General features: G+C 63.9%; 9 protein-coding genes. 7 read left to right on the forward strand and 2 right to left on the reverse strand.

The window, feature by feature from the left end:
- The first annotated feature begins 62 nt into the window (after positions 1-62).
- Complete coding sequence (locus tag ACQR1D_RS03420) at positions 63-1565, forward strand: flavin-containing monooxygenase (protein WP_434838167.1); 1503 nt, start codon at positions 63-65, stop codon at positions 1563-1565.
- Between the two features lie 230 nt (positions 1566-1795).
- Here the strand turns inward: ACQR1D_RS03420 and ACQR1D_RS03425 are convergent, their stop codons facing one another.
- Together ACQR1D_RS03425 and ACQR1D_RS03430 are read right to left on the reverse strand one after the other, a co-directional pair.
- The gene (locus ACQR1D_RS03425) at positions 1796-2707 is read right to left on the reverse strand and encodes a response regulator transcription factor (RefSeq protein ID WP_316179431.1); all 912 of its coding nucleotides are present in this window, start codon (positions 2705-2707) and stop codon (positions 1796-1798) included.
- Positions 2697-6071: a hybrid sensor histidine kinase/response regulator gene (locus ACQR1D_RS03430; RefSeq protein WP_434838166.1), complete on the reverse strand. Its 3375-nt coding sequence runs from the start codon at positions 6069-6071 to the stop codon at positions 2697-2699. The genes ACQR1D_RS03425 and ACQR1D_RS03430 overlap by 11 nt, the downstream gene beginning before the upstream one ends.
- Before the next feature lie 183 nt (positions 6072-6254).
- On the opposite strand from ACQR1D_RS03430, the gene urtA reads away from it, so the two are divergent.
- From urtA to fmdA, 6 genes are all read left to right on the forward strand, one after another.
- A complete protein-coding gene (urtA, locus tag ACQR1D_RS03435) occupies positions 6255-7517 on the forward strand; it encodes an urea ABC transporter substrate-binding protein (protein ID WP_315801686.1) in 1263 nt (420 codons plus the stop codon).
- A gap of 249 nt (positions 7518-7766) precedes the next feature.
- A complete protein-coding gene (gene urtB / locus ACQR1D_RS03440; protein WP_434838165.1) occupies positions 7767-8693 on the forward strand; it encodes an urea ABC transporter permease subunit UrtB in 927 nt (308 codons plus the stop codon).
- A 38-nt stretch (positions 8694-8731) separates the two neighbouring features.
- Positions 8732-9871: an urea ABC transporter permease subunit UrtC gene (urtC, locus tag ACQR1D_RS03445; protein WP_316215233.1), complete on the forward strand. Its 1140-nt coding sequence runs from the start codon at positions 8732-8734 to the stop codon at positions 9869-9871.
- A gap of 10 nt (positions 9872-9881) precedes the next feature.
- Positions 9882-10637 (forward strand): urea ABC transporter ATP-binding protein UrtD, encoded by a 756-nt coding sequence (urtD, locus tag ACQR1D_RS03450; protein WP_315801683.1) that lies wholly within the window; start codon positions 9882-9884, stop codon positions 10635-10637.
- 200 nt (positions 10638-10837) lie between these two features.
- Complete coding sequence (urtE, locus tag ACQR1D_RS03455) at positions 10838-11527, forward strand: urea ABC transporter ATP-binding subunit UrtE (protein WP_316179352.1); 690 nt, start codon at positions 10838-10840, stop codon at positions 11525-11527.
- Between the two features lie 36 nt (positions 11528-11563).
- Entirely contained in the window at positions 11564-12793 is a 1230-nt protein-coding gene (gene fmdA, locus ACQR1D_RS03460; protein WP_009031409.1) for a formamidase, read from the forward strand.
- Positions 12794-12867: the final 74 nt, after the last annotated feature.

Below are 12867 nucleotides of genomic sequence, written 5' to 3' on the forward strand. Positions count from 1 at the left end.
TGTGATCGGGTTCAGCCTGTCACGCGAGGAAACAACATCAAGACCAAAGCCCAGGGACTCCCATGAACGTCATCGCGCCCATCCGGGAGGCCGCGTCCTCTCACGCGACCGAACATTTCGACGTGCTCATCGTCGGCGCCGGCATCTCCGGTGTCGGCAGCGCCTATCAGTTGACCAGGCAGATGCCCGACAAGCGCTTCGTGATCCTGGAGAGCCAGGACGGCTTCGGCGGCACCTGGCGGACGCACCGCTATCCCGGCATCCGCTCCGACAGCGACCTGCACACGTTTGGATACAGCTTCAAGCCGTGGGTCGGGCCGCCGATCGCGACCGCGGAAGAAATCCTCAGCTACATGGGCGAGGTGATTGAAGAGAACGATCTCGGCCGCCACATCCGCTACGGCCATCGCATCGTGTCGGCCAGCTGGTCGAGCGCGACCAATCTCTGGACGGTCCAAGCCGTGAAGGGCAGCGATCAGCAGCCCGTCACCTTCACCACGAATTTCCTCTGGATGTGCCAGGGCTACTACCGCCACTCCAAGGGCTACACGCCGGAGTGGCCGGACATGGCGAAATTCAAGGGCCGCATCGTGCATCCGCAACTCTGGCCAGAGGATCTCGATCTCACCGGCAAGCAGGTCGTGGTCATCGGCTCCGGTGCGACGGCCGCGACCATCCTGCCGTCGATCGCCGGAAAATGCGCGCATGTGACGATGCTGCAGCGCTCGCCGACCTACTTCCGCATCGGCCGCAACGCGATCGAGCTGGCCGAGGAGTTGCGTCGGCTTGATGTCAAGGAGGAGTGGATCCACGAGATCGTCAGGCGCAAGATCCTGTTCGAGCAGGATTGGTTCACCAAGCGCTGCTTGACGGAGCCCGAGCAGGTCAAGAAGGAGCTGATCGGCCAGATCAGCGCCATCATCGGCCCCGAACAGGCGGCCAAGCATTTCACCCCGAGCTATCGGCCGTGGCGACAGCGCATCGCCTTCGTGCCGGATGCCGATCTGTTCGAGGGCATCAAGAGCGGCAAGGCCTCGGTCGTGACCGATGAGATCGAGCGCTTCACCGAAGGCGGCATCAAGCTGAAGTCCGGCGACGAGATCAAGGCCGACATCATCGTCACCGCGACCGGCTTCGATCTCTGCGTGCTCGGCGACATCGCGTTCACGATCGACGGCAAGCCGCTCGACTTCGCCGACACCGTGACCTATCGCGGCATGATGTTCACGGGTGTGCCGAACCTCGCCTGGGTGTTCGGCTATTTCCGCGCCAGCTGGACGTTGCGCACCGATCTGGTCGCGGATTTCGTGTGCCGCCTGCTCGCGCACATGAAGGAGAAGGGCGTGAGCAAGGTCGTGCCGGCGCTGCGCCCGGAGGATCACAACATGCCGCTGCTGCCATGGATCGATCCGGAGAACTTCAATCCCGGCTATATGATGCGCAACATGCATCTGCTGCCCAAGCGCGGCGACAAGCCGGAGTGGCAGCACAGCCAGGACTATTGGAGCGAGAAGGACCAGATTCCGGCGATCGATCTGGATGATCCGGCGTTCGTATATGGGTGAGCGCCGAGGGGTGGAGTACTCGCTGTCGCTCTAACCTCGGTGTCATCCCCGCGAACGCGGGGATCCAGAACCACAGCCGGATATGTGAGGCACGACGCCAGCTTACATCCTGCCCCAAGCGAGATCACGCGGTATGGGTCCCGGGTCGGCGCCCGTTGACGCTGTGCGTCAGCGGGCTTGCCCGGGACGACAGCGAGTTTCAGAGCGCGCATCTGAGTGCGCCGCCCGTCTCATCCCTCCCGCCGCGTCACCCCCGTCGCGATCGCCGCGGCGGCGGTTCGGTTCTCGACGCCGAGCTTGGCGTAGATCTGCTCGAGGTGCTTGTCGACGGTGCGCGGGCTCAGCCCCAGGATCTGCGCGATGTCGCGGTTGGTCTTGCCCTTGGACAGCCATGACAGCACTTCGCCCTCGCGCGTGGTGAGACCGAACTCGCTGGAGAATTCCTTGGGCAACTCACCGGAGGACTCCTTGGCGAGCCGCAGCAGGAACTCGTTGGGCCCGGCTCCGCCCATGTAATAGAGGCGCAATTCGGGATGATCGGGGATCGAAGCGGCGGCCTTCCCGCCGCCGTTCTGCGCCTGATCCAGCCAGAGCCGCAGCGCTTCGGGAAGAACGAGCTCCTCGGCGGTGCCAAAACTGTCCGACAGCAGCTTCTGCGCCTGCGGCGTTGCCCACATCAGCCGTCCCTCGCGGTTGACGGCGAGCAGGAAGCGGCCGGAAACGTCGAGCGCGGCGCGCGCACTCTGCGTCATCCGGGCGTTGGCGAGATGCACGCGGATGCGCGCCAGCATCTCCGAGACGGCGATCGGCTTGGTGACGTAGTCGACGCCGCCGGCCTCCAGTCCCTTCACGATATGCTCGGTATCGGCGAGCCCGGTCATGAAGATGACGGGGACGTTGGAGAGACCCGTCTCGCGCTTGAGCTTGCGGCACGTCTCGAAGCCGTCCATGCCGGGCATGACGGCGTCGAGCAGGATGATGTCCGGCGTGATCTGGTCGATGATGCGCATGGCCGCGGCGCCATCGAGTGCGACCATGACCGTCATGCCGGCACCATCCAGCGCGTCGGTGAGCAGCCGAAGCGTCTCCGGCGAGTCGTCCACCACCAGCGCGACGTCGCGCTTCCTGCTGTCAGTGCTCATAGGCATGCAAGGTCTTCAGAGTGGCCATGTACTGATCGAGATCGAAGCGGTCGATAAGCGTGCGCATCTGGGCGACGAAGTCGGCATGCTCCGGATGCGCGTTGCTGATGTCGTCGAGCTTGAGCTGAATGGCCCTGATATAGCCGATCTGGCCGAGGCTCATCAGCTCCTCGACATAGTTGAGCGGGGGCCGGGGCCCGGTGTCCGGCCGCCAGCGTGGCGGCGCCACTGGGATGTCGGTCTGGTAGCTCCATTCGAGCTTCAGCAATTGACGTATCGCCTCCAGCAGCCTTGGAATGTCGATCGGCTTCATCAGGTAGCTGTCGTGGAATGGTTGCGCCAGCGGCCGGCCATGAGCTTCGAGCGCACTCGCAGATGTCATCAGGATCCGGGCCTGATGATGACCGCTGTTGCGCAAGGTCTCGGCCACCGTCCAGCCGTCCATGCCGGGCATCGAGATGTCCAGAATGAACAGATCCGGCTGGCAGTGCTGTGCGAGCGCGAGGCAGGCGGGACCGTCGGGCGCGCTCAGCAGGATGAAGCCGAGCGGCGTCAGCACCTCGCGCAGGAGGTCGCGATGGACGGGATCGTCGTCGGTGATCAGAATCGTCCTGCGCGGTCCGAGATAGCCGGCGACCGGCGCCTTCACCGGCGCATGCCGCGTCGGGTTGGTGACCTCGGACAGGAGGATCTTGACCTTGAAGGTGCTGCCGGTGCCGACCCTGCTCTCGACCTTGATGTCGCCGCCCATCACCCCGGCGAGCAGGCGGCTGATCGTCAGGCCCAGTCCCGTGCCGGTCTGCGGTTGAGCGGCCCCGAGCGCGCCGCGCTCGAACGGCGCGAAGATGCGCTCGAGGTCGTCGGGCTGGATGCCGGGCCCGGTATCAATCACCTCGAACTCCGCGACCGGACTGCGATAATGCACGACGAACTGGACGCTGCCTTCCGCGGTGAATTTGATCGCATTCGACAGCAGGTTGATCAGGATCTGGCGCAGCCGTTTCTCGTCGGCGTAGACGACCAGCGGCAGCACCGCCGGCCGCTTGAACACGAAGTCGACGCCCTTGGCGGCGGCTTGCAATCGGAACATGCCCACAAGCTGGTCGAGGAATTCGCTGAGACGGACCTCGTCGCGCGACAGATACAGCCGCCCGGCTTCGATCTTGGAGATATCGAGGATGCCGTCGATCAGGCCGGACAGATGATCGGCGCTGCGGCGGACGACGCGGACCTGGTCCCGCGGCTTTGGTGCGAGGCTCGTGTCCTGCTCGAGCAGTTGCGCATAGCCGGAGATCGCGTTCAGCGGCGAGCGCAGCTCGTGGCTGAGGCCGACGACATAGCGGCTCTTGGCGAGGTTGGCGGACTCCGCAACCTCCTTGGCGCGCTGCAGCTCGGCGTCGGTGCGCTTGTGCGCCTCGATCTCCTGAATCAACAGCTGCGTCTGCCGGCGTGTCTCGGCCTCGGCGGCGCGACGGCTCTGCTGCGCCAGCACGAACAGCCAGGTCACGACGCCGATGATGATGGAGAGAGCGAAGAACACCTTCCACAGCACGTCGGAGATGATGCCCTTGAATCCTGGCAGCGCCGCCGAGGTCTCCAGATAGATCATGCCGAGCGTCAGCGCGACGAGTCCGGCCGATGTCAGAAAGACACCGACATAGTGACCGAGCTGCGAGTTGATCTTGGCGAGCACCGACCCCGGCAGCATGCCGCCAAGCGCCGCGGCGACCTGGGCTTGCGCCCGCGCGTGCGGTTTGCACAGATCGTGACAGCGAGCGTCGAGCGAGCAGCACAGCGAGCAGATCGGGCCGGCATAGGCTGGGCAGGAGGCGGTGTCCTCCGGCTCGAAATGATGCTCACAGATGCAGCATTGGATCTGCTCGATGTTCTGCCAGCTCCGCTTCGGCTTGCGCGCCAGATAGTACTTTCCGTCGGTCAGATAGGCGATCGCGGGCGCGGTGACGAGCGCGACGCCGAGCGCGACGAAAGTCGACAGCGCCTTTCCGGTCGGACCGAACAGGCCATAGAAGGCGCAGATCGAGACGATCGTGGCGATCGTCATCGCGCCGACGCCGACCGGATTGATGTCGTAGAGATGGGCGCGCTTGAACTCCATCTGCGGTGGGCGCAGGCCCAGCGGCTTGTTGATCACGAGGTCCGCGACCAGCGCGCCGACCCAGGAGATGGCGATGTTGGAGTACAGCGCCAGCGTCTGCTCCAGCGCCTTGTAGACGCCGATCTCCATCAGCAGCAGCGCGACAACGACGTTGAAGACGAGCCACACGACGCGTCCCGGATGACTGTGGGTCAGGCGGGAGAAGAAGTTCGACCAGGCGATCGAGCCGGCATAGGCATTGGTGACGTTGATCTTGATCTGGGACACGATCACGAAGGTACCTGTCAGCGCAAGCGCCAGGTCCGGCCGGGCCAGCACGTAGCGGAACGCCTCGAGATACATGTGTGCCGGTTCGGCGGCGCGGTCGGCCGAGACTCCATGGCTGAGCGCGAAGTAGGCCAGGAACGAGCCCGCCAGCAGCTTCAGCGCACCGAGCACGATCCAGCCGGGGCCTGCGGATAACAGCGCAATCCACCATGACCGTTTCGACGTGCGGCGATCGCGCGGCAGAAAGCGCAGGAAGTCGACCTGCTCGCCGATCTGGGCGACCAGCGAGAACACGACCGCCGCCGCGGTCCCGAACAGCGCCAGATCGAGATGGCCCATGGGATCGCCATGCTCGCCGGGAAACTGCAGCCAATCGGCGAAGGAGTGCGGGCTCGCATAGGCGATTGCGGCAAAGGGCAGGACGTGCAGCACGACCCACAGCGGCTGCGTCCATAGTTGGAAGCGGCTGATCAGCGTGATGCCGTAGGTCACGAGCGGGATGATGACGACGGCGCTGATGAGATAGCCGACCGGGCGCGGAATGCCGAAGCACATCTCGAGGGCGGAGGCGAGGATCACCGCCTCGATGGCGAAGAAGATGAAGGTGAAGGAGGCGTAGATCAGCGAGGTGATGGTGGAGCCGATGTAGCCGAAGCCGGCGCCACGCGTCAGCAGGTCGATGTCGATGCCGCATTTAGCTGCATGATAGGCGATCGGCAGGCCGCAGCAGAAGATGATCACGCTGGCGACCAGGATGGCGGCGGTCGCATTGGTCACGCCGTAGTTCAAGGTGATTGTGCCGCCGATGGCCTCCAGCGCCAGGAACGAGATTGCGCCCAGCGCGGTGTTGGCGACGCGGGCGGCCGACCAGCGCCGCGCGCTCTTGGCCGTGAAGCGGAGCGCATAGTCCTCCAACGTCTGGTTGGCGACCCACTGGTTGTACTGGCGCCTGACGCGGTCGATCCGCTGCCGCCCTGCCACTTTCGAACTCCTCACCCGCGGGCGCTTGTCCGCAACTCGCCTGCCCCTCGCAAGACCTACGCAGAGCCTACGTCGCGCTTTTGCGGTGCAGTATACGCAATCTTGCGTATCCGTGCGTTGCACAAACCGCGCCATCCTTCGTCTGACCCAACGCGTGTCCTCGAACCAATGAATGGGGTGCTCATGTCAGACGAAACCAAAAAGGGCCTGAAGTCGCCGCTTCGGCGCCAATTGCTGATGGGAATGGCCGCAATCCCGGCGCTGGCCATGATGCCGCGGCCATCCTTTGGCGCCGGTCCCGCAACCTCCGCTGTCAACACCACCGGACTTGCAGTCACCGATAGCGAAGTGACGGTCGGCATCCTGCATTCGGTCACCGGCACCATGGCGATCTCCGAGACAGGGTCGGTGCAGGCCGAGAAGCTCGCGATCGAGCAGATCAATGCCGCCGGCGGCGTGCTCGGCCGCAAGATCAAGTACATCCAGGAGGACGGCGCCTCGGATTGGCCGACCTTCGCGGAGAAGGCCAAGAAGCTCCTGGTCAACGACAAGTGCGCCGCCGTGATGGGCTGCTGGACCTCGGCCTCGCGCAAGGCGGTGCTGCCGGTGTTCGAGCAGTACAACGGCATGCTGTACTACCCGACCTTCTACGAAGGCCTCGAGCAGTCCAAGAACGTCATCTACACCGGCCAGGAAGCCACCCAGCAGATCATCGCCGGCCTCGACTGGGTCAACAAGACCAAGGGTGCGAAGACCTTCTACCTGCTCGGCTCCGACTACATCTGGCCGCGCACCTCGAACAAGATCGCGCGCAAGCACATCGAGGGCCATCTGCAGGGCTGCAAGGTCGTCGGCGAAGAGTACTTCCCGCTCGGCCACACCCAGTTCAACTCGGTCATCAACAAGATCAAGCTGACCAAGCCGGACGTGATCTACGCGATCATCGTCGGCGGCTCCAATGTCGCGTTCTACAAGCAGCTGAAAGCCGCCGGCATCGACATGTCGAAGCAGACCTTGCTCACCATCTCCGTGACCGAAGACGAGATCGACGGCATCGGCGGTGAGAACATCGCGGGCGCCTATGCCTGCATGAAGTACTTCCAGTCGCTCGACAACCCCAACAACAAGGCCTTCGTCGCCGATTTCAAGAAGATGTGGGGTGAGAAGACCGTGATCGGCGACGTGACGCAAGCCGCCTATCTCGGTCCGTGGCTGTGGAAGCTGACCGTCGAGAAGGCCGGCAGCTTCGACATCGACAAGGTCGCCGCCGCCTCGCCCGGCATCGAGTTCAAGGGCGCGCCGGAAGGCTATGTCCGGATCCACGAGAATCACCATCTCTGGTCCAAGACCCGCGTCGGCCGCGCCAAGGCGGACGGTCAATACGAGCTGATCTACGAGACCGCCGACCTGGTCGAGCCCGATCCGTTCCCGAAGGGCTATCAGTAAGTCGCGAGTCGCGCATTGCGACGGCCGATGAAGCGACGCCGTTGCCGCACAACCAGTGCGCTCCCTCCCCCCTTGTGGGGGAGGGTTGGGGAGGGGGGTACCCCACCCACAGTTCGTCGTGTGGACCCCCCTCCCTGGCCCTCCCCCACAAGGGGGGAGGGAACGACCTTACCGGCGGCAATGCTGCGGGCGCCAACGCGCATCGCAAGTCAGTGCGCACCGACACCACGCATCACGAGAGGACGGATCATGTTCGGTGACTATTCCATCGGCGACCTCGGGGCCATCTTCGCGATGCAGGGGTTCGCAGGCCTCATCCTGTTTTCGGTCTACGTGCTGATGGCGCTGGGGCTTGCCATCATCTTCGGCCAGATGGGCGTCATCAACATGGCGCATGGCGAGTTCATGATCCTCGGCGCCTACGTCACCTGGATGACCTCGAACGCCTTCCAGCATTTCCTGCCCTCGCTGTTTCCCGGCTACTTCTTCGTCGCGATGATGCTGGCCTTCATCGCCTCCGGATCGCTGGGCATGCTGGTCGAGTGGGCGATGATCCGCCGGCTCTACAAGCGGCCGCTCGATACGCTGCTCGCAACCTGGGGCCTCAGCCTCATCCTGCAGCAGGCCTACCGCTCGGTGTTCGGCGCGCGCGAGGTCGGCGTGGAGCTGCCGGACTGGATGATGGGCTCCTGGCAGGCGACCGACGCCATCCAGATTCCGATCAACGGTATGTTCGTGATGTGCCTGACCATTCTGATCACGATCGTGGTCGCCTATGTCCTCTTCCTGTCGCGCTGGGGCAAGCAGGTCCGCGCCGTCGTGCAGAACCGCGTGATGGCCGGCGCCGTCGGCATCAACACCGAGAAGGTCGACCGCTACACCTTCGGTCTCGGCTGCGGCATCGCCGGTGTCGCCGGCTCCGCCTTCACGATGATCGGCTCGACCGGCCCGACCGCCGGCCAGCTCTACATCGTCGACACCTTCCTGGTCGTCGTGTTCGGCGGCGCCGCCAGCCTGATCGGCACCATCGCCTCTGCCTTCACCATCTCCCAGGCGCAGTCGACGATGGAGTTCTTCATGTCCGGCTCGATGGCCAAGGTGCTCACTCTGCTGGCGATCGTCGCCATCCTGATGCTGCGGCCGCAGGGCCTGTTCGCCCTCAAGGTCCGCAAATAGCCGGAACGCGCAGGAATCGGGAATCAGAAAGCACCGTCATGATCATCAATACGCGCTTCTTCAATCGCTCCGAGCTCATCGGCTTCGTCTCTCTGCTGCTTCTGCTCGTGGTCATCCTGCCGCTGGCGGTCGACATCTTCCGCCTCAACCTGGTCGCGAAGTACCTGACGTACTCCTTCGTCGCCATCGGCCTGGTGCTGTGCTGGGGCTATGGCGGCATTCTGAGCCTGGGGCAGGGTGTGTTCTTCGGCCTCGGCGGCTACTGCATGGCAATGTTCCTCAAGCTTGAGGCCTCCAGCGTCGCCAACACCAAGATCCAGTCGACCCCTGGCATTCCCGACTTCATGGACTGGAATCAGCTGACGCAGCTGCCGTTCTTCTGGAAGCCGTTCCAGAGCTTCCCGTTCGCGCTCGCCGCGATCATCCTGGTGCCGGCGATCTTCGCCTTCATCATCGGCGCTGCGATGTTCAAGCGGCGTGTCGGCGGCGTCTACTTCGCCATCATCACCCAGGCGATCGCGGCCATCATGACCATCCTGATCGTGGGACAGCAGGGCTACACCGGCGGCATCAACGGCATCACCGACCTGCGCACCCTGCACGGCTGGGACATCCGCACCGATCACGCCAAATACATCCTCTACTTCGTCGAGGTGTTCTTCCTGTTCGCCGCCATCCTGGTCGCGCAGTTCATCCGTCTCACCAAGCTCGGCCGCATCCTGGTGGCGATGCGGGAGCAGGAGGACCGGGTCCGCTTCTCCGGCTACAGCGTCGCCAATTTCAAGATCTTCGCCTTCTGCGCCGCGGCGGTGTTCGCCGCGGTCGGCGGCGCGCTGTTCACGCTCGAGGTCGGCTTCATGTCGCCGTCCTTCGTCGGCATCGTGCCGTCGATCGAGATGGTGATCTACACGGCGGTCGGCGGCCGGCTCTCGATCTTCGGCGCGGTCTATGGCTCGCTCCTCGTCAACTTCGCCAAGACCAGCCTGTCGGAGACCTTCCCGCAGCTCTGGCTGTTCGGCTTGGGTGCCTTGTTCATCGCCGTGGTTCTCGCCTTCCCGAACGGATTGGCCGGAATCTGGGGTGACTACGTGCAGCCGCGCATCGACCGGCTGCTGGCGTCCCGCAGCAAGAAGCCCGGCAATGGCGGCCTGGTCGCCGACGGCGCCCCCGCAGAGTGAGGAGACAGCGATGCTCATCGGTCATCAGCCCAAGGAATTCCTGCTCGCGGTCGAAGCCCTCACCGTCTCGTTCGACGGCTTCAAGGCGGTCAACGATCTCTCCTTCTACGTCGAAGAGAACGAGATCCGCGTCATCATCGGCCCGAACGGCGCCGGCAAGACCACGGTGCTCGACCTGATCTGCGGCAAAACCAAAGCGACCTCGGGCTCGATCCAGTTCCGCGGCAAGGAGCTGACCAAGCTGCGCGAGAACGAGATCGTCAAGACCGGTGTTGGCCGCAAGTTCCAGACGCCATCGGTGTTCGAGGATCTCAGCGTGTTCGAGAATCTCGAGATATCCTTTCCGCGCGGCCGCACCGTGTTCGGCTCGCTGACCTTCCAGCGCGACGCGGTCGTCAAGGATCGCGTCGAGGAGGTCGCGGAGATGATCTTCCTGAAGGATCGTCTCAAGACCTCGGCGGCCGAGCTCAGCCATGGCCAGAAGCAGTGGCTCGAGATCGGCATGCTGCTGATCCAGAACCCGGACCTTCTGATGCTCGACGAGCCTGTGGCCGGCATGAGCGTCAGCGAGCGCGCCAAGACCGCCGAGCTGCTCAACCGCATCATCAAGGACCGTTCGGTGCTCGTCATCGAGCACGACATGAAGTTCGTCGAGGACATCGCCCACAAGGTCACCGTGCTGCACCAGGGACAGATCCTATCCGAAGGCACGATGGACAAGGTCAAGAACGACCCCAAGGTCGTCGAAGTCTATCTGGGGCACTGAGCGATGATCGCGATCTTGTTTGCTCCGAGTGACGCTGCGTTCCCCTCCCCCTTGTGGGGAGGGGCTAGGGGAGGGGGCCCACGGCGGCAGTATCGCTTGGGGCTACCCCCCTCCCCAACCCTCCCCCACAAGGGGGGAGGGAGCGCACTGCCGATGTTGCTGCAGCCTCGTCCCAATTCATCACTTTGCAGGAGCCATTGATGCTCGCAATCTCCGATCTCCATGTCGCCTATGGCCAGAGCGAGGTGCTGCATGGCCTGAATGTCAAGGTCGCGCCCAACGAGATCGTTGCGATCATGGGGCGCAACGGCATGGGCAAGACCACGCTGATGAAGTCGCTGATGGGCATCCTGCCGTCCAAGAGCGGCTCCATCGACATGAACGGCACCGAGCTGTCGGGCCTGAAGAGCTACGAGCGTGTCGCCAAGGGCCTCGCTTATGTGCCGCAGGGCCGCATGATTTTCTCGACCATGACAGTCAAGGAGAACATCGAGACCGGCCTCGTCGTCTCGGGCGAGTCCGAGGTGCCCGGCGACATCTACGAGCTGTTTCCGGTGTTGCTCGAGATGAAGGGCCGCCGCGGCGGTAATCTCTCCGGCGGCCAGCAGCAGCAGCTCGCGATCGCGCGCGCACTCGCCACCAAGCCGAAGGTGCTGCTGCTCGACGAGCCGACCGAGGGCATCCAGCCGTCGATCATCAAGGAGATGGCGCGCACCTTGAAGCGCATCCGTGACGAGAAGGGATTGTCGATCGTCGTCTCCGAGCAGGTGCTGAGCTTCGCGCTCGACATCGCCGACCGCGTGCTGGTGATCGAGAACGGTGAGATCGTCCGCGACGATCCGCGCGACTCCGTCGATGCCGCGCAGGTCTCGAAATATCTGTCCGTCTAACCACTCCGTCCAAGCAAAGGTAAAGGGGAGCTCTTGATGCCTGACACACTGATCAAGGTCGATCTGACCAAGTCGGCCTACGAGAACGACAAGGTGCACAATCGCTGGCACCCGGACATTCCGATGGTGGAGTGGGTCAACCCCGGTGACGACTTCATCATCGAGACTTACGACTGGACCGGCGGCTTCATCAAGAACAACGATTCCGCCGATGACGTCCGCGACATCGACCTGTCGATCGTGCACTTCCTGTCCGGCCCGATCGGCGTCAAGGGCGCCGAGCCCGGCGATCTCCTGGTCGTCGACCTGCTCGACGTCGGCCCGCTGAAGGAGAGTCTGTGGGGCTTCAACGGCTTCTTCTCCAAGCAGAATGGCGGCGGCTTCCTGACCGACCATTTCCCACTGGCGCAGAAGTCGATCTGGGACATCAAGGGCCTCTACACCTCTTCGCGTCACGTCCCTGGCGTGAACTTCGCCGGCCTGATCCATCCCGGCCTGATCGGCTGTCTGCCCGATCCGAAGCTGCTCGCGACCTGGAACGAGCGTGAGACGGCGCTGATCGCGACCAACCCGACCCGCGTGCCGGGCCTCGCCAATCCCCCGTTCGCGCCGACCGCGCATGCCGGCCAGGCCAAGGGTGACGTCAAGGCCAAGATCGGCGCCGAGGGCGCCCGCACCGTGCCGCCGCGCGAGCATGGCGGCAATTGCGACATCAAGGATTTGTCGCGCGGCTCGAAGATCTACTTCCCGGTCTACGTGCCCGGTGGCGGCCTCTCGATGGGCGATCTGCACTTCAGCCAGGGCGACGGCGAGATCACCTTCTGCGGCGCCATCGAGATGGCGGGCTGGCTGCACATCAAGGTCGACGTCATCAAGGACGGCGTCGCGAAGTACGGCATCAAGAACCCGATCTTCAAGCCGTCGCCGATCACGCCGAACTATCGTGACTACCTGATCTTCGAGGGCATCTCGGTCGACGAGGCCGGCAAGCAGCACTATCTCGACGTCCACATCGCCTATCGGCAGGCCTGTCTCAACGCGATCGAGTACCTGAAGAAGTTCGGCTACTCCGGCGCCCAGGCCTATTCGATCCTCGGCACCGCGCCGGTGCAGGGTCACATCTCCGGCGTGGTCGACGTGCCCAATGCCTGCGCGACCCTGTGGCTGCCGACCGAGATCTTCGACTTCGACGTGATGCCGTCGGCGGCGGGACCGATCAAGCACATCAAGGGCGACATCCAGATGCCGATCTCGCCGGATAAATAACCCTCTCCCTGTGCGACGGGATGCGGGACGGCCGCGTATTTGGCCGCCCCGCATCCGCCGCGCGGACGAGAGAG

Source organism: Bradyrhizobium sp. HKCCYLRH2047 (assembly GCF_051168175.1).
In the GTDB taxonomy this organism is placed as follows: Bacteria; Pseudomonadota; Alphaproteobacteria; order Rhizobiales; family Xanthobacteraceae; genus Bradyrhizobium.